Source organism: Micromonospora sp. RP3T (assembly GCF_003027925.1).
Classification (GTDB): Bacteria; Actinomycetota; Actinomycetes; order Mycobacteriales; family Micromonosporaceae; genus Micromonospora.
In genome coordinates this window covers 17,921-42,356 of sequence record NZ_PYPS01000047.1, presented here as the reverse complement: position 1 = coordinate 42,356, position 24,436 = coordinate 17,921, and the positions used below count along the sequence as shown (strand labels likewise).

Here is a 24,436-nt window from a genome sequence, read left to right as displayed (position 1 = left end):
TCCGGTCGGGCGTCGGCTAGCCGGCCAGCGGTTCGTGCAGGAGGGCGGCGGCGTTCTCGGCGCGTCGGTGCAGCAGGGCCGAGACCTGCCGCACGGTGTCGGGGCGGGTCCGGATGATCTGGTCCTCCCGCTGCGCGATGAGATTCCTGAGCACTCCGGACATGTTGGTGGCGTCCCGGCAGGATCGGTCGGCGGTGGCCGTGGCGACCTCGTCGGGCGACGGTGATGGCCCGCCGTCCTCCTCCCGGTTCCATCGGGGGTCGCCCTGGGCGTCGTCCGGGGTGGCGTAGTGATGACCCTGGCGTTCCATGCATGCACGCCACCGGTCGACGACGTGCAGGTACCGCCGGTCGGCTCGGGCCTGGTCTGCGGCCTGCTGTTCCAGCCACTCGATGCCCTTTTCCGGGGAGACGCCGGGTGCGAGGCCGTCGATCGAGGTCGGATCGATGCCTCCGTTGACGGCTCGTTGACTCTCCCCGTCGCACCCCTTGGCCGGCACCCGCCGGCCGTGGTGGACGGCGGTGTCGCCGTAGAACACGGCAACGGCCTCGGGAGGTACCACGATCGGCCGGCTGCCCCGTCGGGCCGCCGCGGACATCTCCTCGACGAACCCTGGCGGGCCCTGGTAGCCGTACCGGGTCACGTCGTGGCCGCCCAACCAGTTGAGCTGGGTGGCGTGTGCGGGATAGGTCGCCACCCGGGCTTCGGGCAGGGTAACGGCCAGGTCGAAGGTGGTCAGGCAAGATCGCAGCCGGTCGAACACGGCTCGCTGCACCTGTTGGTTTCCACTCGGCGTCAACTCGTACTCGTCCAGCGGCAGTCGCAGCTCGGCGGCGGCATTCGCAACCTGCGCGACGACCGGGACGGCTGGCTCGGCGCCGGGTTCGGCGGCCGAGCAGCCGGTGATGAGGGCGGCGGCCAGACTCACCAGGCAGGCCGCACGGGTCAGTGCGGGCATCTCGTCCTCGCTCGGGCGGGATCCGGGTCGCCGACCTGGTCGGCGACCCGGATCATCGGATCTTCGCTACCGCCAGGCCACCGCCGGGCCGTACTCGACGCTCCCGTCGCCGGTCTTGAACTTGGCCTGCACCCGGGAGGACTGGGTGTCCCGGACACCGGCCGTGTAGTCGAGCGCCCAGCCGCTGTCGCCCGACCGGTTGCCGCACTGGTAGAGCCCCCCGTTGGGGGTGTACTTCCAGATCAAGGCGACGGTGTCCGACGAGTTCGAGCCGCTGTTGTAGAGCTTCGCCCAGGCGTACCAGTGCCCGCTGTAGCTGCCCTCGTTGACCTGGATGTACTCGTTCTCATTTCCGGGGTAGTAGTTCACCAACCCCCTCGTGCCGGTCACGGCCTTGATGCTTGAGGCCTTGGAAGGCTGCTGCAGCCAGCTGCCGCAAAAGGTTGGTTGGTCGGCCGCGGAAGCCGGAGCGTCGGCCAGAGCCACGACCGCACCCGCGGCGACGATGGTCGCCAGCGACGCGATGAACGCCTTTCGGAACATGAGCTACCTCCTCTGGGATGGCCACCGGCACTCGCGGGTGGCGTGCGCCACGCCCTGCCGGTGGCTAATTGCCGCCATTCGGTGTTTCTCCGTCGAAACCTTCGGCGGGGGAAGGAGTCGACGTCTGGCTCCCGGAAACGTTCAGGCGTTAACGGTGACGAACGGAAAGCTGTGCACGGCCCGGCGCCGGACGCAATCAGAAGATGAGCGCGCGGCCAGGAAACGGTCGCTTCCATGGCCATCGATCCTGTGGTCAGATGACTGGGTGACACGAGACGGTGAGCCGCTCGAGATGCTTCTCTGTCCACGTCCGTTTCCTCGTCTTCCGTTCCGGAACCTCAGCCGGCCTCGAGACGACCGTGTCACGCGGCGGTAACCGGAACGTGGTCAAAACGTGGTCGGTGCCGGCGGTGGCGGGTATGGCACCTGGTGGATGGCCCCTCGGGGGAGGTCGGCCATGAAGTTCGGCGTTCTCGGACCGCTGGAGATCAGCGACCGCGGGCAGACGCTGGCGGTGGGCCCGCCCCGGGTGCGGCAGGTGTGCGCGATTCTGCTGATTCGACCCGGTCACCTGGTCAGCCTTGAGGAGTTCGTTGACGAGCTGTGGCCCGACGGGCCGCCGGCCGACTCCCGGGCCCTGGTCCGCGGATACCTGTCGCGGCTGCGGCGGGCGCTGCGGACCGGGCTGTCCGGGCCCGGCGCGGCGAAGCGACTGGTCACCCGCAAACCCGGCTACCTGTTGCACGTCGCCGACGCCGAAACCGACCTGCACCGGTTCGCGGAGCAGGTCGCCGAGGCTCGGGCGGCGGCTCGGGCCAAGCAGCCCGGGCAGGCGGTTGACCGGTACCGGCAGGCGCAGCGGCTGTGGCGTGGCGTCCCGTACGCCGACGTACCGCGTACGCCGGGCATCGCCACCGCCGCACTCGCGCTGACGGAGCAGCGGCTCATCACCGTCGAGGAGCAGTTCGACGCCGAACTCGCCGCCGGGAACCACACCGACGTGGTCACTGAGCTGACCGCGCACGTCGCGGCGCATCCGCTGCGCGAACGGGCAGCCGGCCAACTGATGCTGGCGCTGTACCGCAGCGGGCGGCAGGCGGACGCGCTGGGCCAGTTCCGACGTACCCGCCGCCTGTTGACCGAGGAGATCGGTGCGGACCCGGGCCCTGAGCTTCAGGCCCTGCACCAGCGGATACTGGCCGGTGCGCCGATGGCCGGTGCCCCCGAGGGAGTGACGGTCGGTGAGCCGGTGCCGGTCGTGTCCAGAGCGGATCCGGAGCATGCCCCGGTGCCGCGCCAGTTGGCGGCCCGCCCAGCGCCGTTTGTGGGACGCGCGCCGGAGCTGGCCCGCCTCACGGAGATGCTGGCGCCGCGCGGGGCGGTCGCCGTTGCGCTGATCGTCGGTCCGGGCGGCGTCGGCAAGACATGGCTGGCGCTGCGGTGGGCGCACGACCACATCGACCGATTCCCGGACGGTCACCTGTACATCGACCTGCAAGGGTGCAGTCCGACCGGCGGACCGGTGGCCCCGGACGCGGCGTTGCGCACGTTTCTGGCCGCGCTCGGCGTGCGTCCGGCGGGCATCCCCGCCGATCTGGCCACGCAGACAGGCCTCTACCGCAGCCTGCTTGCGGGCCGGCGGATGCTGATCCTGCTGGACAACGCGCGCGACGCCGACCAGGTCCGCCCGCTGCTGCCCGGGTCGGACGGGTGCGCAGTCGTCGTAACCAGCCGGCGCCAGCTCACCGGGCTTGTCGCCGCTGACGGCGCCCAACCGCTCGCCCTGGACCTACTGACCGCTGCGGACGCGCGCCAACTGCTGGAGGACCGGCTCGGCGCGGCGCGGCTCGCGGCGGAGCCCGCCGCCGCGGACGACATCGTTACCCGGTGCGAGCGGCTACCACTGGCGATTGCCCTCGCTGCCGCCCGGGCCGCGACCCGGCCCGGGCTGCCACTCGCGGCGCTGGCCGACGAACTGCGCGACGTCCGGGGACGGTTGGATGCACTTGCCGGGGACGGCCCGACCACCGACCTGCGAGCAGTGTTCGCCGTGTCGTACCGGGCGCTCACAACCGCCGCAGCCACGCTGTTCCGGCTCATGGGCCTGCACCCGGGCTCGGACCTGACCGGTTCAGCCGCCGCCAGCCTCGCCGGTGTCCCGGTTCATGAAATACGGCGGCTCATAAGGGAGCTGACCGATGCTCACCTGCTGGCCGAACACGTTCCCGACCGCTTCGCCTGCCATGACCTGCTCCGCGCGTACGCCAGCGAACTCGCCATCGAAGAGGAACCGCCGGAACGCCGGAACGCCGCCGCAGGCCGCCTGCTGGACCACTACCTGCACAGCGCGCACGCGGCCAAAATACTTATCGGCCGCCTCGACCGCCCGCCTTTGGAGGCCCAGCCCGGCCTCGGTGTCACGCCGGACCGGTTCGCTGACGACGGCGCGGTATTGGACTGGTTCGCCCGCGAGCATCGGGTACTGGTCGCGCTGGTGCGGTCCGCCTCGGCCGACCTCGACCCCCGTACCGGTGACCTGGCCGACGCAGTCGGCGCGTTCCTGCGGCGCAGCGGCTTCTGGCACGACTGGCGAGCCATCGCCATCGCTGCGCTGAACGCGGCCCGTGGCAGGCACGACCAGTGCGCCCAAGCCCGCGCGCACTGCTGGCTCGCCGAGGTTTACGCGTGCAGCGGCCGCCCCGACAGAACGGCGTCGCACCTCGACGCTGCGTGGCAGCTATACGGCAGTCTCGACGACACCGTCGGGCTCGCGTACGTCCACCTGTGCCGGGGCTGGATACACGAGCCGCGGCGGCACTACCAGGATGCGCTCGATGACTCGCGGCGGGCGCTGGACCTCTACCGAACCGCGGGCCACGAGCGCGGGCAGGCCCACGCGCTCAACAACATCGGCTGGTACCACGCCCAGCTCGGCGACTACGAGCGGTCCATCACCTACAGCGAACTGGCGCTGCGCCGCCTGCGGCAGCTCGGCGACCGCGCGTGGGAGGGCCGCGCATGGTGCAACCTGGGCTTCGCCCACCACAGGCTGGACCGGTACGAGCGATCCGCGGCGTGCTACGGCAACGCGCTGGACCTGTTCCGGAATATCGGCGACCACTACTTCGAGGCACGGGTGCTCGACCGGCTCGCCGACACGCACTACGCGATGGCCGACGCCGCCGCGGGGAACCGCGCCCGCGCCGCAGCCCGGAAGATCCTCCGAAAGCTCGGCCACCCGGACACGGAAGCCGGGACCGACACGTACGGGCTTTACCCAGGCGTGCGACAGGTGACGGTCCACTGATGGGCAGCCGGGTCGGCGTCAGCAGCCGTCGCCGGCTGGAGCACCGGTTGAGGTCACCGCCCAGGAAGCCCTGGCCAGAGGACTGCCCGTGGGATTCGCGTCTCAACTGCTGGAACCCCGACAAGAATCCGCCACAATGATCTAGCGCCGCACGTCGATGCAGGATGGGCCTGCGATTGGCGTAGGTGGGCCCGGGACGACAAGCCGGCAGGAGGCAGGCGGGGAGCAGCCAACGCTGACTGTGAGGCTAGCCGGGTCAGCCTGTGAGGCTAGCCGGGTCTCTCCGGAAGTGATGGGCTGATGGCTGGCAGCAGCAGAGGTGACTCTAACCCTGACTGGCTTTGTGTCTTTGGCGGGACTTGTCCGTCTGCTGCTGCCGGCGCCGGCCCGGCGGGAGACGGTTGGCCTGATCAGGAGCTTGACCGCCAGTTAGCGGCTGGCGTGTCTCATCACAGTCCTGCCATCTCCGCACCGGACCGGACCATCGAGTCCCCCACGGTGAGGAGAGAACGCATGTCCATGCTGGCAGATCTGGTCGAGGTCGTCATCGGCGTCGACACCCACACAGACACCCACACCGCTGCGCTGCTGGACACCCGCACCGGCGGGGTCCTGGCCAGAGCCACGGTCAGCGCTGACCCCGACGGCTACGCCGAACTGGTGGCCTTGGCCGACGAGCACTCAGGGCTGCGGGCCTGGGCCCTGGAAGGCTCCGGCGGATACGGCGCCGGCCTGGCCCGCCACCTGGCCGACGCCGGTGAGTTGGTCGTCGAGCTGGACCGACCGCAGCGCCCAGCCCGTCGTGGCGCAGCGAAGTCCGACCCGATCGACGCCGAACGCGCCGCCCGCGACGCCCTGGCCCGCACCCGGCTGGCGCAGCCTAGAACCGGTGCGCAGCGGGCGGCACTACAGATGCGCCTGACCGCCCGTCGCGCCGCCGTGGAAGCCAGCGCCACCGCCCAACGGCAACTACACGCGATGGTGATCACCGCTCCCGAAGCGGTGCGAGCCCGCTTCCGCGGCCAGAGCACCCGACTCATGCTCACCACCGCCACCCGACTACGCCCCACCACCAGCGCCGGCATCGACGTGTTCACCAGCCTGACCGTGCTGCGGGACCTCGCCCGCCGCGTCCGCTTCCTCGAAGCCGAAGCCACCGAACACGAAAAAGCGATCCGCGCGATCGTCCGGTCCTGGCGCCCAGACCTGCTGCAATTGACCGGCGTGGGACCGATCGTCGCCGCCACGATCCTCACCGCACGGTCCGACCCCGGACGGTGCCGCAACGACGCCGCGTTCGCCATGCTCGCCGGCGCCGCACCCATCCCGGCATCCTCCGGCAAGACCGTCCGCTACCGCCTCAACCGCTCCGGCGACCGCCAGCTCAACCGCGCCCTGCACACCATCGTCCTGACCCGCCTACAACGTGACGAACACACCCGCACCTACGCCGAGCGCCGCCGAACTCAAGGCAAAACCGACCGAGAGATCAAACGCTGCCTCAGACGCCACGTCGCCCGAGACCTCTACCGACGCCTCGAAAACCCGCCCTCACCACTTGACGCGGCATAGGAGCGTCCACTTCGGTGTTCTCTGGTAGGTCACGCCGCCGAGGTCTTGCTTGACAACCTGCAGCTCAAGACGTTACGTGATGCTCCTAGCAAGGTATGCATATTCGAGTCCGCTGTTTCGGTACATGCCGGAGGCTCCGCTTCGCGGACGCAATCATCTCACCGTCGACCACCCGGCCGCTGAGCCAGCTGTGTCAGTGGCCCTGTCGCCACCCATTGGGAGAACCGTGCCGCTTGTCGCCGGGGTCGACTCCTCGACCCAGTCGTGCAAGGTCGTGATCCGCGACGCCGAAACCGGAGAGCTCGCGCGTGAGGGCCGCGTACCGCACCCAGTAGGCACGGCCGTGCCGCCCGCCGCGTGGGAGGCCGCGTTGTTCGGCGCGGTCGAGCGGGCCGGCGGACTGGACGACGTGGCGGCGGTCTCGGTCGCCGGGCAGATGCAAGGAATGGTGTGCCTGGACGCGGACGGCATGGTTGTCCGCGACGCTGTGCTGTGGAACGACACCCGCTCGGCCGGAGCTGCCCTTGACCTCATTTCGGATCTTGGAGGTGGAGAGGCCGGGTCGCGAGCCTGGGCCGATGCTGTCGGGCTGGTGCCCGTGGCCAGCTTCACCGTCACAAAGCTGCGCTGGCTGGCCTCGGCGGAGCCGGACAACGCCGCACGTACGCAAGCGGTGTGTCTGCCGCATGACTGGCTGACCTGGCGGCTGGCCGGCGCGGCCGGGTTGGCCGCGCTGTGTACGGACCGCAGCGAGGCCAGTGGGACCGGATACTGGTCGGCCGCAACCGGCACGTACCGATGCGATCTGGTCGGGCTGGCGTTCGGCCGTGATGACCTGCTGCTGCCGGAGGTGCTCGGACCGACCGGTCAGGCGGGGCAGCTGCGCACCGGCGCACCGTTGGGCGCTGGTGGCGGCGACTGCGCAGCGGCGGCGCTGGGTGCCGGCGCCGAGCCGGGCGACGTGGTCGTGTCGATCGGCACTTCGGGCATCGTGTCCACCGTGGCCGACGTGCCCGCCATCGACCCGAGCGGGATCGTGGCCGGGTACGCCGACATGACCGGCCGCTTCCTGCCGCTGGTGTGTACGCTCAACGCCGCCCGGGTGCTGGACGCCACCGCGACCATGCTGCGGGTGGACCATGCAGAGCTGTCCACGCTGGCGTTGTCCGCCCCGCCTGGTGCCGACGGGCTGGTCCTGGTGCCCTACCTGGAGGGTGAGCGCACACCGAACCGTCCGCATGCCACCGGCGCCGTGCACGGCTTGACCCTGCGGACCTCGACCCCCTCGCACCTGGCCCGCGCCGCCGTTGAGGGGATGCTGTGCGCACTCGCCGACGGGCTGGACGCGATGATCGCGCAGGGTACGACGGTCGAACGGATCCTCCTGGTCGGCGGCGGGGCCCGCTCGGAGGCGGTACGCCAAATCGCGCCTACCGTCTTCGGCCGGCCCGTACTCGTACCAACGGCCGGCGAGCACGTCGCTGACGGTGCCGCCCGGCAGGCGGCATGGCTGTTGTCGGGCGGGCAGCAACCACCCGCATGGACCGTCGGGCGGGTGGAGAGGCACGAGGCGGACGCCGTACCTGCGATCCGCGAACGGTACTCCGCCGCTCGAGACCAGGTTCTCAACCGGGTTGACTGATCGCCGACGATCCCACCGGTGGTGTGCCCGGCCGGCCGTCGACCGCGGCCACCCCGCACCGGCGCCGTCGGCGGTCCGCCCGCCGTGCGCGGTCGCCGTGACGCGACCGGTCCCGGTCCCGGTCCCGGTCCCGGTCCCGGTCCCGGTCGAGCTTGTCGGAGATACCGCCCCACGTGTCCCGCGACTCGATCCGCAGGCCCCGGCGTCCTCTCAGGACGCGGGATCCAGCGGCAGGGCCATCGCACCGACCGCGACCTCCGGCAGTGTGGTCACATCGGCGAGGACGGCGCGCAGCGTGAACTCGGCGACGAACGTGGGCACGTCCACCCGTGGCGTCGGTCGACCGGCGTGGGCCATCCGGATCGTGTTCAGGTTCATGCCGGAGATGAGTTCCTGGGCCAGCACCGGGTCGACCGGCCGCAGCGAGCCGTCGACGTGCCCCGCCCGGACCAGTTCCTGGATGTCCCGGCGCAGCTTGTGGGCCTTCTCCCGCCACTCGTGGAAGTCGGGCGCGTCCATCAGCTCGTCCCGGTGCACGCCGGTCAGGTCGTAGGGCGACGCGAGCAGGTGATGGGTGTCGAACCACACGTACCGGTAGATGCGCATCGCCGCCGGTTGCGGCAGCGCGAGCACCTGCCGGGCGACCTCGGTGGGCCGCTCCAGGCTGTATCGCAGCAACTCCTCCACGATCGCCTGCTTGTTGGGGAAGTGGAAGAACAGCGACGGCTGGCGTACGCCCACCGCCTCGGCGATGTCCCGGGTGGCCGTGCCGTAGTAGCCGCGGACGGCGAACTGCCGGGACGCCTCCACCAGGATCTTCTGCCGGGTCGCGGCGCCCCGCGTAGGTCGGGGCGCCGCCTGCTTGGACGTGGTCACTGTCGAAGTCCTTCCTGCCCGTGCGACGTCAACCGGTGGCCGGTGGCCGTGCCACCGGGCATCGGCAGGTCCATCGTGTCAGCCGCCCAGGCGAGGAGGGCGGCGTGGAAGGCCGCTGTTTCGCCTCGGCCGGGCGGCGCCCAGTGCCCGCGGGCGGTCAGGTCGACGCGGAACAGCACGGCGGTCGGGTCGGTCTCGTCGGCGCGGAGCCGCGCGGCCCAGCGCGCGGGTTCCCAGACCGATACGCGCGGATCGTTGAGCGCGGAGGTGATCAGCAACCGGGGCCGCACGCCGGGTGGCGGCGGATTGTCGTACGGGGACCAGGACAGCATCCACCGCAGGTCCCGCTCCCGGCGCGGGTCGCCCCACTCGTCGCGCTCCACCACGACCAGGGGCGCGGTCGGGTCAGACATGGTGGTGACCGGGTCGACGAAGGGCGCCTCGGCGATGACGCCGGCGAACAGGTCCGGGGCCAGGCTGTAGGCGGCGCCCGTGAGTAGGCCGCCGGCGGACAGTCCCCGGGCGACGATCCGGCCGGGGTCGACCAGGCCGGCACCCAGGTGCCGGGCGACGTCCACGAAGTCGTCGAACGTGCGGTGCTTGTCCGCCGTCCGGCCGGCACGCCACCAGGCCCGCCCGAGCTCACCGCCGCCGCGCACGTGCGCGTGCGCGTGGACCACGCCGGCCTCGACCAGCGCCAGGCGGGCGGGCTCGAACGTGGGTTCGATGACGGTCTCCCACGCGCCGTAGCCGTACAGCAGGCACGGGGCGGTGCCGTCCAGCGGCACGTCCTGACGGCGTAGCACGGTGATCGGCACCCGGGTACCGTCGCGGGCCGTGACGGTGAGCTGCTCGACGAGCGTCGGCGCCGCCACGGCAGTCGGCGCGGCGGCGAGCCGGGCGGTGACCGCGCCGGTGCGGAGATCCAGGGTGTCGAACCGGGGTGCCTCCCGTAGGCCCTGGACGGCGAGGCAGACGGTGCCGGTCGGGCTGTCGTACGGGCCGACGGTGAAGGTGGTGCCCGGCTCGGCGGTGTGCTCGGTGACCGGCCCGACACGTTCGGGGTCGAGCACCCACAGCGTCGGCTGGCCGCCCTGCCGACCGGTGCCGACCACTAGGCCGTCGTGGCCGGTCAGGGTGCGCGGGCGTCGGGTGGGTGCGGGCGGCAGCAGGATCCGGATCGGATCGGTGTCCGCCCGGTGCCCCCGGTGCAGGGCGACCGCGTATCCGTCGTCGCCGGTCTCGGCACCGACCACGAGGTGTGGCTGCCCGTGCAGCAGCAGCGGTTCGACGAAGTAGTCGTGCCCCTCGGTGCGCCCGCCAGCGCTGCGCGTCTCGCCGGCGGCGGTGGTCAGGTCGAGCAGCCACTCCTCGGCGGTCAGCCGGGCGGCGGCGCGCAGGACGGCGTACCGGCCGTCGCCGCTGGTGCGCAGGTCGAGGTGGAAACGCTCGTCGTCCTCCTGGTGCAGCAGCACCGGCGGGCCGCCGTGCCTCGGACGGTGACACCAGAGCTGGTACGGGCGGTCGGCCGCGTCGTGCGTGACCGACAGCAGCCGTTGCCCGTCCGGGCTCCAGAGGAGTCCGTAGTAGACCCGGTCGGACAGCGTCCGCTCCCGGCCGGTGCCCAACTCGCGGACCCGGAGCTGGTAGGCCTCGCCGCCGGTGGTGTCGAGGGTGTAGGCGAGCAGTTCGCCGGTGGGGTCGACGGCCGCGTCGCCGAGCCGGACGAACCCGGTGTCGGACAACTCGGCCACGTCGAGCACGACCTGCTCGTCGGGGGCCGCTCCGGGCGGGCGGCCGGCCCGGGCGCGGACCAGTCGGGGGTGTTCGGCGCGGTCCGGCCAGTGCCAGTGGAAGGTCGCGTCCCCGGCGGACCACGTCGGCGTGGTGGCCGTCGCCGGGAGCAGTTCGTGGGCGCGGCGGGTCAGCGCCTCCTGGCGGCCGGCGTACCGCCGGGCCTGGTCGTCGTGGAAGGTCCGCTCGCGGCGCAGGAAGTCGCGCAGCGCCGGCCCGCGGCCGGGATCGCGCAGCCAGCCGAGGTCGTCCGGGGTGGTGGTCATCGGGGGCCTCCGGCGGTGAGGGTATGTGCGGCCAGGTCCCGGTGGGTGGCGAACCACACCGCGTCGTCCTGGCAGATGTGGTCGAGCAACGCGGCCAGCACCGCGAGCGGCCCGCGCCGGCCGATCAGGTCCGGGTGCAGAGTGAGCTGGAACAGGCCGCGCTCGGCCCGGGCCGCCTGGTACTCGCGCCGCCACGCCGTCCCGAGCGCGCCCGGGTCGGGCACCGGCCGCAGCGCGGCGTGCCGGTCCATGACCAGGAACGCGGCGTCGTCGCGGGCCCAGTCCACCGGAATCTCGGCCAGCCCGGACGGTACGCCGTCGAGCAGCAGTTCGTACGGGTCGTCGTCGGCCATCAGCGAGGAGTCGTAACGCAGTCCGGCGTCGCGTGCGACGTGCAGGGTGTGCCGGGAGGTGCCGAGCGAGGGGGTGCGCTGCCCGACCGGGCGGGTTCCGCTCAGTCGCTCCAACTCGTCGAGGGAGCGGGCCAGCAGGTGCGCCTCCTCGTCCCGGTCGAGCAGTTCCGGACGTTCGTGGATCCAGCCGTGCGCGGCGATCTCGTGGCCACCCGCGACGACTGCGCGTACGTCCCCGGGATGCAGTGACGCGGCGACCGCGGGAACGAAGAAGGTCGCCGGCACAGCGAGCCGGTCGAGCAGGTCGAGGATCCGGGGCAGGCCGCGCCGGGAGCCGTACTCGCCGGCCGAGAGGAGCCCGGGCCAGAGCTGACCCTCGCGCAACCACGGCGTCTCGTGGTCCACGTCGAACGACAGGGCCACCGCCACCCGCGCGTGGCCCGGCCACGGTGCGGCGCGGCGGCCGGCCCGGACCCGGTCGACCTCGGCGGTGACCCCGCCCAGGGGCCACCGCCACGGTGGTGTCCCCTGGGCGGGGGTGCCGCTGTCGTCGGTCACGAGAACAGCGGCTCGTCGACGATCTTGTTGATCTCGATCGTGTCCACCAGGATCCGCTCCTGGCCGTACTTGGCGTACAGGGCCTTGATCGTGCCGTCGGCGAGCAGCTTCTTCAGCGCGGCGGCCACCGCGTCACGCAGCTCGGGCGCGTTCTTCGGGATGCCGGCACCGACCCAGCGGGGCAGGTATCCGAACGGCCGGTCGGCGGGCGTCACGATGTCGTACGCCGCGCCCTCGGCCTTGGTCTTCAGGTCGGCGGCGGTGGCGACGCCGAGGTAGACCGCGGCGGCCTGCCCGCTCTTGAGCGCAAGCAGCGCGTCGGAGGTCTTGGGCAGTTCCTTGACGGCCATCTTCGACTTGTTCTGCCCGGTGCAGTACGCGTCCAGGTCCTTGAAGTAGCCGTCGTTGACGTTGCCGCCCTCGACCGAGAGCGTCCGGCCGCACATGTCCCGGATGTCGTTGATCTTCTCCGGGTTGCCCTTGGCCACCAGCAGGATCTGGCCCTGCTTCGAGTAGTTGACGAAGTCGAGCACCTTCTCCCGCTCGGGGGTGTCACCGATGCTGGCCAGCACCATGTCGTGCTTGCCGGCCTGGAGCGCGGGGATGACGGCGTTGTAGTCGACCGAGGTCCACTCGGCCCTGGTGCCCAGTGTCGCGGCGATCGCGTTGCCCAGGTCGACGTCCAGGCCGATGAGCTTCTGCTCGGCGTCGAAGTACTCGAACGGCGGGTAGGGCGCGGAGGTGACGATCCGGATCGACGTCTTGTACTGCGCCGGGAGTGTCTTCGCGGCCTCGGCGTCGGTACGTACCGTCAGGCCGTTGATCGTGACGGCGGCGTCGGCGGGCGCCGACGCGTCGGTGGAGTCGGACCCGCAGCCGGTCAGGGCGAGGGTGGCCAGCATGCTGCCGGCGACGACGGTGGTCAGGAGGCGGAGGGTGGGACGCATGACTGCTCCTTGACGGAGAGGATCAGAGAGTGTTGCGGTGCGTTTCGCCGTCCTTCATCACCAGTCGCACGGCGCCCGGGGCGCCGAGGACGGAGATGTCGGTCAGCGGGTCCCCGTTGACGATCAGCAGGTCGGCGCGGCGACCCGGTGCGACGACGCCGAGATCGTCGCGGCCGATCAACTCGGCGTTGACCGAGGTGGCGCTGCGCAGGGTCGCTGCGGCGCCGAGGACGTCCGCCTTGAGCTCCAACTCGTGGTTGAGCCAGGCGATCTCCTCACCGAGCAGGTCGCTGCCGGAGCCCATCCGAACCCCGTGCCGGGCGGCCACCTCCAGCGAGTGCAGGGCTGCGGCGGCGGCGCTGTCGACCTTTTCGGTGATCTCCGGGGGGTAGTCGTAGCGCTCGGGGTGCCGGCTGGCCATCACGTAGGTGGCGACCGTGGGCACCAGGAAGGTGTCGTGCGCCGCCATCAGGGCGGCGGCCTCGTCGTCGAGGAAGTTGCCGTGCTCGATGGTGCGCGCGCCGGCCCGCACGGCGCGGGTGATGGCGATCGACGGGAGGGCGTGCGCGGCGACCGGGACGCCGGCCATCTCCGCCTCCTCGACGATGATCCGCAGTTCCTCCTCGGAGTACTGCGGCCGGTCGAGCTTGTCGGTCGGTGAGGCGGCGCCGCCGCTGGCCATCACCTTGACGAAGTCCGCGCCCATCCGGACCTGTTCGCGTACGGCGCGGCGGACCTCGCTCACCCCGTCGGCGATGGAGAACACCATGCCGTAGTGGCCGCCGCGGCACGGTTCCTCGGTCTGGGCCCGCGAGCGCATGTCGCCGTGCCCGCCGGTCTGGCTGAGCATCCGGTTGCTGATGACGATCCGCGGTCCGGGGATCATCCGCTGCTCGACGGCCTGCTTGAAGCCCCAGTCGGTGCCGCCGCAGTCCCGCACGGTGGTGTAGCCCAGGTCGAGCACGTGACGCAGCCGGTGCGCCATCTTGAACGCCATCAGGCTGGGGCTGTACCGGTCGGCCTGGGTCTCGAAGTAGACGTCGACGGCGCCGATGTGCACGTGGGCGTCGATCAGTCCGGGCAGCACCGTCGCGCCGCCGCCGTCGATCCGGTCGCCGACGGTCGAGGTGCCCGCGCCGTCGGTGTGGACCTCCTGGATCAGGCCGTCGGCGACGACGACGGTGACCCCCTCGGCGAGTTCGTCGCCGGTGCCGTCGAACAGGGACACGTTGGTCAGGATGGTGGGCTGCGGCATGTGCGGTCTCCCGGCGGGGTCAGAGGACTTTGGAGAGGAACGACCGGGTGCGGGCGTTGGTCGGGTGGTCGATGACCTGGGCTGGCGGCCCGGACTCCACCACCACGCCGTCGTCCATGAAGGTCACGGTGTCGGCGACCTCGCGGGCGAAGTTGATCTCGTGGGTGACCACGATCATCGTCATGCCGTCGGCGGCGAGCTGCTTCATCACGTCGAGCACGTCACCGACCAACTCCGGATCAAGGGCGCTCGTGGGTTCGTCGAAGAGCATCAGTTGCGGGCGCATCGCCAGTGCCCGGGCGATCGCCACCCGCTGCTGCTGGCCACCGGAGAGTTGACGGGGAAACGCCTGCGCCTTGTCCGCCAGGCCGACCCGTTCGAGCAGCTCCAGACCGTGCGCGCGGGCCTCGGCCCGCGACTCACGACGCACCCGGATCGGCGCCTCGACCACGTTGTCCAGCACCTTCATGTGCGGAAAGAGGTTGAACTGCTGAAAGACCATGCCCACCGAGGTGCGCTGGCGGGCGATCTTCCGCTGCGGGAGTTCCTGGAGATGGTCGCCGACGCGGCGGTAGCCGATGTACTCGCCCGCCACCTCCAGGCTGCCGGAGTCGATCTTCTCCAGGTGGTTGACGCAGCGCAGGAAGGTGGACTTGCCCGAACCGCTGGGGCCCAACAGGCACAACACGCCGCCGCGAGGCACCTGGAGATCGATGCCGCGCAGCACCTCCAGCCGGCCGAAGCTCTTGCGGACGTCGACGGCTCGTACGACGACGTCCGGTGGGGTCGGTCCCGCGCTCATCACGCCTCCTTCGCGGTACGCCGGGCCCGCAGGCCGAGCAGCCGGGACCACATGGACGGGGATGCGGCCAGGTGACCGCGGCCGAACCGGCGTTCCAGCCAGGCCTGCGGGAGGGACAGCAACGTGGTCAGCGCGAGGTACCAGAGCGCGGCCACCACGAGCAGCGGGATGACCTGGTAGTTCTGGGAGTAGATGCGCTGCAGGTTCGTCATCAGGTCCTGGCCGGCGATGACCGAGACCAGGGCGGTGGTCTTGAGCATCGTGATGACCTCGTTGCCCATCGGCGGGATGATCACCCGCATCGCCTGGGGCAGCACGACCCGCCGCATCGTCGCCGCGGGGGTCATCGCCAGCGACAGCGCCGCCTCGGTCTGGCCGCGCTCCACTGAACTGATCCCGCCGCGCACGATCTCGGCGGCGTACGCGACCTCGTTGAGGCCGAGCGCCAGCGTCGCGGCCAGGAACGGGGTGATGATGTCACTGGTGCGGCCCTCCAGGAAGACCACGTCGGTGAACGGGATCCCCAGTTGGAGCGTCGGGTACAACGCGCCCAGGTAGCCCCAGAAAATGATCTGCACCAGTACCGGGGTGCCGCGGAAGAACCAGATGAAGGCGCGTGCGAGCCCGGACAGGACCGGGTTCGTCGACAATCTCATGATCGCTACCGCGGTGCCCCCGACGATGCCGATGACCATGGCCAGGGCGGTCAGGTAGAGCGTCACCACGACGCCGTCGAGCGTCACCGGGGCGAACAGGTAGTCGCGCACCACCGGCCAGTTGACGTTCGGGTTCCGCAGCAGCGAGGACAGCATCGCGGCGGCGACGGTCAGCACCACCAGGGCGCAGACCCACCGCCAGGGATGCCGCAGCGGACGTACGGTCAGGGCCGGTCGAGCCGACGACCGGGCCTGTTGCTCGGAGCGGGACGTGTCGTCCCGCGTGGGTGTCTCGTTCATCTCCGCCCTCTCGGGCCGACCACCTCGGATGCGTTACGCGGGTGGCGAGTGCACCGCAGCCTATCGAAAGATAGGTAAAGCGCAAGAGCGCAAGCCACTACTCTCCGTAGTGCTGCGGGTCGACTGGCCACCCCGGACGGCCAGTCGGCGCGTCGGACGTCAGAGCGCCAGGCGGTAGCGGACCAGCGGCAGCGCCGGCATGCCCGGATCCTGGTAGAACGCCGGGGCCGCCGCGCGGAGTCGGTCACCCCTCGTGGCGAGCGACGCGACGCCGGCGCCGGCCCGCCTCAGCGGCGCCTACCAGCCGGCAGGGAGGGCGACGTACGTCGTCTCGAGGTACTCCTCGATCCCCTCGAAGCCACCCTCGCGGCCGAACCCCGATGCCTTCACCCCACCGAAGGGCGCGGCGGCGTTGGAGATGAGGCCGCTGTTGATGCCGACCATGCCGCACTCCAGCGACTCCGCCATGCGGATCGCGCGGGACAGGTCGCGGGTGTAGACGTAGGCGGCCAGGCCGTACTCGGTCGCGTTGGCCCGGGCGACGGCCTCCTCCTCGGTGGTGAAGGTGACGATCGGAGCGACTGGACCGAAGATCTCCCGGCTGTTGATCTCCGACTCCGGGTGCACGTCGATCAGCACGGTGGGGCGGTAGAAGAAGCCCGGCCCATCCGGCGCGGTGCCGCCGGTGAGCACGCGGGCGCCGTCGTGGACGGCGTCCGTGACGAGCTGGTCGACCGACCGGACGGCCTTCTCCTCGATGAGCGGGCCGACATCGACGCCGGCGTCCTGCCCACGGCCCACGACGAGTTTCCCCATCCGGGTGGCGAGCTTCTCGGCGAACTCCTGTGCCACGTCGGCGTGCACGAGGAAGCGGTTTGCGGCGGTGCAGGCCTCGCCCATGTTGCGCATCTTCGCGACCATCGCGCCCTCGACGGCGGCATCGACGTCGGCGTCCTCGAAGAGGATGAACGGAGCGTTACCGCCGAGTTCCATGCTGACCCGCGGCAACTGGTCCGCGGACTGCCTCACCAACTGGCGGCCCACCGCGGTGGATCCGGTGAAGGACACCTTCCGGAGCCGATCGTCGGCCATGAGGGCCGTCGAGATGTCGGCTGCGCGGGTCGTCGGAATCACGTTGAGGACGCCGTCGGGCAGACCGGCCTCGGCGAGGATGCCCGCCAGCGCCAACATGGCCAGCGGGGTGAGCTCGGCCGGCTTGACGACCATGGTGCAGCCAGCCGCGACGGCCGGACCGATCTTGCGCGTACCCATGGCGAGCGGGAAGTTCCAGGGCGTGACGAAGAGGCACGGGCCGACGGGTTTCTTGACGGTCAGCAGGCGGGAGCCGCCAGCGGGGTTCTGCATCCACCGGCCGTGGATCCGCACGGCCTCCTCGGAGAACCACCGGAAGAACTCGTTGCCGTACGCCACCTCGCCCTTCGCCTCCGCGATGGTCTTGCCCATCTCGAGGCTCATCAGTTCGGCCAGGTCGTGGGCGCGCGCATTGATCAGCTCGAACGCTCGGCGCAGGATCTCACTGCGATGGCGGGGCGCCGTACGCGCCCAGCCGGCCTGCGCAGCGACGGCCGCGTCGAGCGCATCCATCGCGTCGCCGACAGTTGCGTCCGCGACGCGCGCGAGCACCGAGCCGTCGGCCGGGTCGTGGACGGCGAACGTTTCGCCGCCCTCCGCTTCGCGCCAACTACCGCCGATGAAGAGGCCCTTCTGGCCCGGACCGAGGACGTCATGAGCGCTCATCGGGCCTCCCGCAGATCGACTGGACTTCCGTCATGCCCGGGAGCACGCCCACGCACCTGAGACGACCCGATCCGCTGCCCGACCGCGGCCAGCCATCGAACGGCATGTGCAACTCCCAGTAGTTTCTGGTGTCATTCCGCACCAGCTGCCCGTTGTTCAGACGTTCGGCGAGCCGGATGGCCCGTGGGTCACCGTCGGCCCGGATGATTGCCGTCAACGGAGCCCGAGCTGGCCGCCTTCCACGAGAGATCCAGCGTGAGATCCGACAGTTCGAAGGATGGCAACGAGACTCCCTTCGCGGGGCCTACTGTTACACAACGTGAGCGAATGTCAATAGCTGTGGGTGAGGGCTGCTCACCCTGCCCGATCGGCCTGTTCGCGGCCCGGTCCACTCTCCCCCGGGCACCTCCACGATCTTGGCGTGGCGACGGTGCCGGGCATCTCCGGGTTGTTTGCTGGTTCGTTGCTTCAGGCGGTCGGGGCCCACCGCCCTGGGACAGCGGCGCCGGTGACGCGGCGGATGTTGCCACGCCACCGGCTTCCTCGGGCTGCTGTGGGTTCGGGGATCAGTGCCGGCCGGTGCAGCCCTGCGTGCTCCAGCCGGATGCCAGGTAGATCTGGCAAGCCTGCACCCAGTAGGTGTACCCGATCATGAGGCTGTACGAGCCCTCCGGTGAAGGAGTTCCGGTGTGGTGGATCACCAGCGGCGTGGTGCTTGTGCGGCTGGCGTATCCCTCGATGGAGGCGGCGTAGCGGCTGCTGGCCGTCCCCTTGGCCTGCGCCCAGGCCGCGTGGCAGGCGTCGGAGTAGCGCAGGTTGACCTGGTAGCCGACCCAGATCGTGTCGATGGTGCTGGCATCGGCGCCGCAGCCCTGCACGACCGGGTCCTGACCGGTGCAGGTGGAGCTGTAGCACCGGGCCCAGGAAGGGCTGGCAGTGCCGGCGACGCCGCCAGCGACGATGAGCAGGAGGACGAGGGCGCAACGGATCACGCGGGTCATGGCGGTCCTTTCGGTTGGCGGGTCAGGGCAGCGGAGGCAGGGACGCCAGGGTGGTGGTGAGCGCGGTGGCGTAGAGCGCGGCGCCGGAGGTAGTGGGATGAAAGGACTGGGCGGAGGGCGCGAGAAGGCCGGATTCGTCGCCCGGGGTCTTGTCCATGACAACCCGGTGGATGCTCTCCGGGTCGCCGCAGAGTGCCTTGCCGGCAAACTCGTCGGTTGGATCGGAGAACCAGATCCGGGGCTGGGCGGGCTGGGCGCGCTGCACCGCCTCGTCGAGGTGGTTGTTCAACAGCAGGCCGGCGTGGTCGAGCCAGGCCGCCTCGTACGGGTCAATCACCGGGTCCAGGCAACTGCCCAGGTCATCCAGCAGCTGCGGATAACCCATCAGCACGATCCTGGCGTTCGGGGCCTTCTCGGCGATCTTCTTGAGCACACGGACGACGTCGTCCTCGACAGGGCCGGCAATCCGCCGCGCGGTGGCCACCGCCACGGTCTCGTCGTCACCGTCGAGCTTCGCGTCCGGACAGGAGTAGATGCCTGCTTTGTATAGACACTCCTTCACAATGTCGCCGAACCTGGCGTCATTGCCGCCGATCGAGAGGGTGACCAGGGTGGTGTACTCATCCAGGAACCCTCGGTCGAGCTGGGAGACCTCCCCGTACTGTCCCTGGCCACCGTCGTGGCCGGGCAGCAGGTTGACCGTCCTCGCGCCCGAGCAGGCGAGTAGGTGGTGGTCGAGCTGCGGGTCCCAGCTGTCGGCGCGTGTGCCCACGGACCGGCCGGTGTCATCGGGGAGAACGGCCTGGCGGGACCAGGCGAATCGGGACCGGTGGCAGGCGTTACGGATGTCGGGGTCGTCGCCGTTGTTGTCGGTCTCCGGGTAGTAGTCCGTGCCGCCCGTCGCCGAGGCGCCCTCGCCCGAAGCGTAAGAGTCGCCGAGTGACACCACGACGTTGCGTGGCTTCCCTGGCAAGGGCTGGATTGCGACGGCGTCGAAGGCGATGTCCTCGCTGCCGTCGCCGTCCCTGGTGGCGCTGCCGAGCCGGATCTGGGGCGTCCCGGCGAACGGGAAGGCGCCGAGCGACACCCAGCGATGCCGCATGGTGCGTTGGAGAATGACCCGGCTCCTGGTCCCATTACCGAGCTCGATGTCGTAGCGGGCCTGCTGGGTGTGGGCGCCGTGGTCGGGTAGATGCACCATGACCCGGGCCCATCCGTCGACGCGGCGGTTCAGCGTCCAGGTACCAGTGATCGCCATCCTGTTGCCCTCGTTGTTCGCCATGTCTGACCGGCGGGTGTGGCCAAACCAGAAGTGTCCGCCGAAACCGCCGCCAACCTGATGGAAGTCGACCTTCGAGGGGTACGTGCCGTTGGCGTCGCCGGCGAACGCCAGGGAGAACGTGCCCTGGCTGGTCCACGGGTGTCCGCATCCCGGGCGAACACTCGGCACGGAGTCGGGAACGTCGTCGATGACCAAGGCCCCGGCCGGCAGCCCGGCCAGGTCGCACTTCGGCGAGTAGCTGGTGCCGTCCGGCTGCTCGGGATAGCTTTCGTCGAAGCGGAGCAGCTCGAATCCGCACTCCCCGGCTGCGCAGTCTTTCCAGGTTGTGCCGGTGTGGAACCAACAGCGCAGGTCATAGCGCCCGGCGGTGTCGCGGTGCGCGCAGGGCCCGGCGGGCTCGCCGACGACGTCCGGGGCGCCGGGTTCGAAGACGCTGCCCGGGTGGCAGTCGTTGCTGGCGTCGCAGAACTGGTCCACGGGCGGCTTGACCGTCTCTCGGTTCGCGGTGCTGGTCCACCAGGCGGGCCGGTAGCCGGCGATCAGCGTGTCCGGGGCGACCACCGACTCGATCGGGTGGCCGGCCCAGCCGAGGACCTTTTCCGGGTACGGCCAGCGCTGCGGCCGGGCCGCGTCGCCGTAGCCGTACTCGAGGAAGGGCAGCCGGTCGGCGGGGTAGCGGGGGTTGGCGGGGTTGTTGGCCCAGCCCACGCCCCACGGCTGCCCTGAAGCGCCTTGGGGGTAGAACCCTGTGTTGTATGCCCAGAGGGCGAAGAACCAGTTCTCCAGGGCGGAGGGGTCGCCGTTGTTGACGATCATTCCGGCCTGCCGGGTCTGGTTCCATTTTCCGACGAGAATCTGGAGTCCGGCGGCGATGTTGGTGGCGTAGTCGAGCGCGACAGCCCGCTGCTTCACCGGGTCCAGCAGGATCTCGCCCTCGCGGGCGTGGCCGCTGCGGCGCATCCCGTCGGTGACCTGGGCGACCCCGTACCCGCAGTCGGCGTCGTCCCAGTGGATGTCCCAGTCGTCGGTGTCGTTGTCGTCGTAGATCCGCCGGCCGTAGTAGTTGCCGATGAGAGGGTTGGCGGTGACTCCCGGCAGGGCCACGGGGGACGCCTGCCACAGGTTGCTTTCCTGTGTGAGGATGCCGAGCATCAACTGCGCCGGCACCCGGCCGCCGCCGGCCAGCGCGGGCCGCGGGAACATCCCCTGCGGGGACCAGGCAGGCAGATTCGATCGCCGCCAGTCGGCCGGCCGGGTCATCGTCAGGTTCCCGGTGACTGCCTGGTCGGTGGCCCACTCGACCTGCCTCGGGGTGGGCTGGTAGACCTGGGTGCGGGCATCGTTGCGGGGCACCGAGCAGGTCCGGTCGTCCTCGACCGGGTCGGTGCTCGAGGCGCTGGCGATTCCCTGCCGCCGCCCGTCGCTGGCGAGGACGGGGCTCGTGGTCCGGCCGGTCGCGGACTCGCCAGCGGGGGTGACGCCGAAGCGCACGGCCCGGGCCGTGGGCACGACGGTGCCGTCGATGCGGATGCGCCGGGACCCGACCGGGTCTGCGATGGGGGTCCGGGGGTCTGGCTGGTCGGCGCGTACCACGCCGGTGACAGCGAGCTGCCCGGTGGAAGACAGGACCGCGTCCCGTGCGGTCGCTACCGCACGGATGCTGACGGGGAGCCTTCCGACGTGATCGGGCCGGCCGGTGAGGAAGACCCGACCACCGACCGGGGTAGCCGTGCCGAGCTGACCGAGGCGGCCGACGGCGAGGGTGGCAGCGGCCGGGCCAGGGTGCGCCGCCGCGCGGGACAGCCGGACCCGACTGCCGGCCCGGTCGGCGTAGACGACGGCGTCCGGCCCATCGGCGGCCAGGTTGAACGGCACGTTGGTGGCGCGTATCAGGCCAGCGCGTCGCATGCCCGAACCCGACCTGGTGGCGGTGAGTAGGACCAGGGCTGATCCGTGGGCGGCCACGATGCCGTCGCGGACGGGCACCGCCGAGGTGAGCTCGCCGTCGAGGACGTGCTGGGCGGTGACGCGCGAGCGGGCCGCGTCGACCGTGGCGAGCCGGGTCTGGACAGGTCCGGTGGCCGAGGCCCGCAGCGAGGTAAGCACTGCGGTCTCGCCGGCACCACAGCCCGGGCTGAAGTACGCGAGAGTGGATCTGACCGGCAGCTTAGTTACCGCGCCGGTGCGCAGATCGAGCACGGCGGTGAATCCGCCGCGGTCGAACAGGTCGCCGGAGTTGGTAAAGGTGCGGGGCGCGTAGGTCACGACGGCCCGCCGACCGGAGCCGGTGACGCACATGTTGCCGATCCACTGGTCAGCGTCGAAGCCGGGTTCGGCCAGCGTGGCGACCGTCCGCCAGGTGTATCCGTCGCGCATGCCGGCGGAGAGTACGTGCAGTCCGGCGGCGTCGCCTGTGGTGAGCAGGATCCGATCGCTGCTGGCGGCCCACCCCTTGGGCAGCAGACGGTCGCGATCGGCGGGAGCAATGCGGGGCGGTTCGGGCCGTACCGCCGCCGAGCCGGGCGTAGTGGGCGCCGGCGCGGACGCTGCGTCGACTGGCGAGTGGCCCATGGGAATGGCCAAGGCCAGCGCCAGCAGCGAGGCGGTCGTCCTCAACAGCCCATGGGTCCTCATCGGGTCACGCAGCCCGGGTCGTACCAGCCCTTGTAGACGCCGTCGATGCTCAGGTGGGTGCCACCACAGACGCTGTGACCGGGGGTGGCGTCGATCATGTACGTCCAGGTGTTCGGAGCGAGGTGGCCGGCGAAGCCGACGCTTGGGCCGTTCGGGTTCCACGCCGACCCGGAGTAGCTCTGACTGCCGATGCCTGGGTAGACGGTCAGCCGCATCCAGCCGGCGCGACAGACGCGCGAGTAGCGCAGGGTGATTCGAAAGCTAGCCTTCTGATCCACCTTGTACTCGCGACTGAGCAGGTCGTCGACGATGCCGCCGGTGCAGTTGCCCTCGGGGTTCTTGCCGAAGCATCCGGCTCCGTCGCAGTACGCGGCCTGGGCCGGGGCGGCAGACGCGACGGAGGTGCCGGCGAAGGCGATCAGGGTGGCGACGACGAGTGTGTGGATGCGTGTTCGCATGGCGGACTCCTTGCCAGACGTGGATCGATGATGGGATCCGAGCCGGTGAAACCGGTTCGCATGGCCAGTTTCTGCGCCGCCCCGGTTGTCCAGGCCGGGCGGCGATCTACCGCCCGCCACGACGGCGAGCGCTCGCTCTCGTCTGAGCGAATCCGTCGGACCGCCCCCTCTCTCCGTCGTCGATCGACAGACCGTGATGGGTCACCGTCAGATGTGGAGAGTCCCCGCCTGGGCGGTAGCTGTGCTGGGCGGGACGAGCGTGGGAGCATGACCAGATGAGCAAGGCGCTGATCGATGTAGTCGCCCGACGGTACGAAAGGTACTTCCGAGACCGGGAGCCGGTTCCGTTTGAGATCGTGACCCGCGGCGGCGTCACTCACACCTTCGGGGCCACCGCGACCGCGCCTTCCAGGTTCAGCTTGGTGATCCGTGACGACGTCGGCCACCGGGCGCTGCGCTCACTCGACCAACTCCAGGTCGCGCTGGCCTACCTGCACGGACACCTCGACGTTGAGGGCGACCTGGCCAGCGCCCTGACGATGCGGCGGTTCTTCTCCGACGTGCACCCGGTCGCCTTCGTCGCGCGCTGGGCCCCCGCCCTGCTGCACGGGCGCCACGACCATGACCGACGGTCGATTTCCCGGCACTACGACGAGGAGTCGGAGTTCTTCCTGACCTTCCTGGACACCCGGCACCGCTGCTACACGGAGGGAGTGTTCGCGCATGACGACGAGCCGCTCGAGGACGCCGTGACCCGGAAGCTGAACCTCGCCCTGGACGCTATCCAGGTCGGTCCCGGTGATCGTGTGCTGGATGTCGGCGGTGGGTGGGGCGCGTTTGCGGAGCACGCGGCGCGGCGGAGGGTGAACGTGACAACTGTCACGCTGGCCGCCGAGTCCGAGCGATTCCTCACCCGGCTGTTCGCTCGGGAGGGTCTGCCGGTCACCGTGGTACGGGAACATCTCCTGCGTTACACCGCCGCCAGGCCGTTTGACGCGATCGTGAATATGGGCGTCACCGAACACCTGCCCGACTATCGGGCCACCCTCCGCGCGTACGCCCGCCTGTTGCGTCCCGGCGGTCGGGTTTACCTCGATGCCCTCGCAATGCGTCGCAAGCAGCACCTATCCACCTTCTTCAAGAAGCACATCTACCCCGGGAACTCGGCACCGCTGCTGCTGCACTCGTACCTGCGGCAGCTGGCCCGCTCGCCTTTCGAACTGCTCAACCTCGAGGACGACCGGCACAACTATCACCTGACCTGCCGCTCCTGGGCACAACGGTTGGATGCGCAGCGGGATGAGATCGTCGCTCGCTGGGGCGAGCCGCTGTATCGACGTTTCCGGATCTTCCTGTGGGGATCGAGCGTCGGGTTCGATACAGGGCTGCTCCAGGCTTACCGCTGGTCGCTGCGCTACGCACCGGCCTGATTCGGATGACGATCGTCACCCACGCACGAAAGCCGTTCAGGGAT

At 70.6% G+C, this 24,436-nt stretch carries 17 protein-coding genes; 4 read left to right on the top strand and 13 right to left on the bottom strand.

The features are described 5' to 3' along the window. Window positions 1-16 precede the first annotated feature (16 nt). A complete protein-coding gene (locus tag C8054_RS28250; protein ID WP_107162196.1) occupies window positions 17-958 on the bottom strand; it encodes a hypothetical protein in 942 nt (313 codons plus the stop codon). Window positions 959-1,024: 66 nt separating this feature from the next. Continuing rightward, a complete protein-coding gene (locus C8054_RS28245; protein ID WP_146179999.1) occupies window positions 1,025-1,348 on the bottom strand; it encodes a hypothetical protein in 324 nt (107 codons plus the stop codon). A 610-nt stretch (window positions 1,349-1,958) separates the two neighbouring features. On the opposite strand from C8054_RS28245, the gene C8054_RS28240 reads away from it, so the two are divergent. The 3 genes from C8054_RS28240 to C8054_RS28230 all read left to right on the top strand — a co-directional run bounded on the left by C8054_RS28240 (window position 1,959) and on the right by C8054_RS28230 (window position 8,022). Next, window positions 1,959-4,808 carry a BTAD domain-containing putative transcriptional regulator gene (locus C8054_RS28240; protein WP_158273903.1) on the top strand — a complete coding sequence of 950 codons (2,850 nt, stop codon included), beginning with the start codon at window positions 1,959-1,961 and terminating at the stop codon, window positions 4,806-4,808. A gap of 513 nt (window positions 4,809-5,321) precedes the next feature. Further along, the gene (locus C8054_RS28235) at window positions 5,322-6,380 is read left to right on the top strand and encodes an IS110 family transposase (RefSeq protein ID WP_107162193.1); all 1,059 of its coding nucleotides are present in this window, start codon (window positions 5,322-5,324) and stop codon (window positions 6,378-6,380) included. Between the two features lie 226 nt (window positions 6,381-6,606). Next, window positions 6,607-8,022, top strand: coding sequence for an FGGY-family carbohydrate kinase (locus C8054_RS28230; RefSeq protein ID WP_107162192.1), 1,416 nt, complete (start codon window positions 6,607-6,609; stop codon window positions 8,020-8,022). A gap of 210 nt (window positions 8,023-8,232) precedes the next feature. On the opposite strand, the gene C8054_RS28225 is transcribed toward C8054_RS28230, so the two are convergent. The 11 genes from C8054_RS28225 to C8054_RS28175 form a co-directional block, all read right to left on the bottom strand. Continuing rightward, window positions 8,233-8,898: a TetR/AcrR family transcriptional regulator gene (locus tag C8054_RS28225; RefSeq protein ID WP_107162155.1), complete on the bottom strand. Its 666-nt coding sequence runs from the start codon at window positions 8,896-8,898 to the stop codon at window positions 8,233-8,235. Continuing rightward, complete coding sequence (locus C8054_RS28220; RefSeq protein ID WP_107162153.1) at window positions 8,895-10,958, bottom strand: prolyl oligopeptidase family serine peptidase; 2,064 nt, start codon at window positions 10,956-10,958, stop codon at window positions 8,895-8,897. Before C8054_RS28220 ends, C8054_RS28225 begins: the two co-directional genes overlap by 4 nt. Further along, window positions 10,955-11,869, bottom strand: a complete 915-nt coding sequence (locus C8054_RS28215; protein ID WP_199199957.1) for a polysaccharide deacetylase — start codon at window positions 11,867-11,869, stop codon at window positions 10,955-10,957. Before C8054_RS28215 ends, C8054_RS28220 begins: the two co-directional genes overlap by 4 nt. Beyond that, window positions 11,866-12,816 (bottom strand): ABC transporter substrate-binding protein, encoded by a 951-nt coding sequence (locus tag C8054_RS28210; protein ID WP_107162151.1) that lies wholly within the window; start codon window positions 12,814-12,816, stop codon window positions 11,866-11,868. Before C8054_RS28210 ends, C8054_RS28215 begins: the two co-directional genes overlap by 4 nt. 22 nt (window positions 12,817-12,838) lie before the next feature. After that, the gene (locus C8054_RS28205) at window positions 12,839-14,071 is read right to left on the bottom strand and encodes an amidohydrolase family protein (protein WP_107162149.1); all 1,233 of its coding nucleotides are present in this window, start codon (window positions 14,069-14,071) and stop codon (window positions 12,839-12,841) included. A gap of 19 nt (window positions 14,072-14,090) precedes the next feature. Continuing rightward, complete coding sequence (locus tag C8054_RS28200) at window positions 14,091-14,873, bottom strand: amino acid ABC transporter ATP-binding protein (protein WP_107162147.1); 783 nt, start codon at window positions 14,871-14,873, stop codon at window positions 14,091-14,093. After that, complete coding sequence (locus tag C8054_RS28195; protein ID WP_199199956.1) at window positions 14,873-15,829, bottom strand: amino acid ABC transporter permease; 957 nt, start codon at window positions 15,827-15,829, stop codon at window positions 14,873-14,875. The genes C8054_RS28200 and C8054_RS28195 overlap by 1 nt, the downstream gene beginning before the upstream one ends. 297 nt (window positions 15,830-16,126) lie before the next feature. Beyond that, window positions 16,127-17,587 carry an NAD-dependent succinate-semialdehyde dehydrogenase gene (locus C8054_RS28190; protein WP_107162144.1) on the bottom strand — a complete coding sequence of 487 codons (1,461 nt, stop codon included), beginning with the start codon at window positions 17,585-17,587 and terminating at the stop codon, window positions 16,127-16,129. A 566-nt stretch (window positions 17,588-18,153) separates the two neighbouring features. After that, window positions 18,154-18,588, bottom strand: a complete 435-nt coding sequence (locus C8054_RS28185; RefSeq protein WP_107162141.1) for a DUF2690 domain-containing protein — start codon at window positions 18,586-18,588, stop codon at window positions 18,154-18,156. Between the two features lie 22 nt (window positions 18,589-18,610). Then, on the bottom strand, window positions 18,611-22,486 hold the full coding sequence (locus tag C8054_RS28180; RefSeq protein WP_146179997.1) for a GDSL-type esterase/lipase family protein: 3,876 nt from the start codon (window positions 22,484-22,486) through the stop codon (window positions 18,611-18,613). A gap of 14 nt (window positions 22,487-22,500) precedes the next feature. Continuing rightward, complete coding sequence (locus C8054_RS28175) at window positions 22,501-22,962, bottom strand: DUF2690 domain-containing protein (RefSeq protein ID WP_107162137.1); 462 nt, start codon at window positions 22,960-22,962, stop codon at window positions 22,501-22,503. Between the two features lie 275 nt (window positions 22,963-23,237). On the opposite strand from C8054_RS28175, the gene C8054_RS28170 reads away from it, so the two are divergent. Beyond that, window positions 23,238-24,392, top strand: coding sequence for a class I SAM-dependent methyltransferase (locus tag C8054_RS28170; protein WP_107162135.1), 1,155 nt, complete (start codon window positions 23,238-23,240; stop codon window positions 24,390-24,392). Window positions 24,393-24,436: the final 44 nt, after the last annotated feature.

Coding starts and splice junctions, on each gene's coding strand:
- C8054_RS28250 (WP_107162196.1), bottom strand. CDS start 958: ATGCCCGCACTGACCCGTGCGGCCTGCCTGGTGAGTCTGGCCGCCGCC.
- C8054_RS28240 (WP_158273903.1), top strand. CDS start 1,959: ATGAAGTTCGGCGTTCTCGGACCGCTGGAGATCAGCGACCGCGGGCAG.
- C8054_RS28235 (WP_107162193.1), top strand. CDS start 5,322: ATGTCCATGCTGGCAGATCTGGTCGAGGTCGTCATCGGCGTCGACACC.
- C8054_RS28220 (WP_107162153.1), bottom strand. CDS start 10,958: ATGACCACCACCCCGGACGACCTCGGCTGGCTGCGCGATCCCGGCCGC.
- C8054_RS28210 (WP_107162151.1), bottom strand. CDS start 12,816: ATGCGTCCCACCCTCCGCCTCCTGACCACCGTCGTCGCCGGCAGCATG.
- C8054_RS28205 (WP_107162149.1), bottom strand. CDS start 14,071: ATGCCGCAGCCCACCATCCTGACCAACGTGTCCCTGTTCGACGGCACC.
- C8054_RS28200 (WP_107162147.1), bottom strand. CDS start 14,873: ATGAGCGCGGGACCGACCCCACCGGACGTCGTCGTACGAGCCGTCGAC.
- C8054_RS28195 (WP_199199956.1), bottom strand. CDS start 15,829: ATGAACGAGACACCCACGCGGGACGACACGTCCCGCTCCGAGCAACAG.
- C8054_RS28190 (WP_107162144.1), bottom strand. CDS start 17,587: ATGAGCGCTCATGACGTCCTCGGTCCGGGCCAGAAGGGCCTCTTCATC.
- C8054_RS28185 (WP_107162141.1), bottom strand. CDS start 18,588: ATGACCCGCGTGATCCGTTGCGCCCTCGTCCTCCTGCTCATCGTCGCT.
- C8054_RS28175 (WP_107162137.1), bottom strand. CDS start 22,962: ATGCGAACACGCATCCACACACTCGTCGTCGCCACCCTGATCGCCTTC.
- C8054_RS28170 (WP_107162135.1), top strand. CDS start 23,238: ATGAGCAAGGCGCTGATCGATGTAGTCGCCCGACGGTACGAAAGGTAC.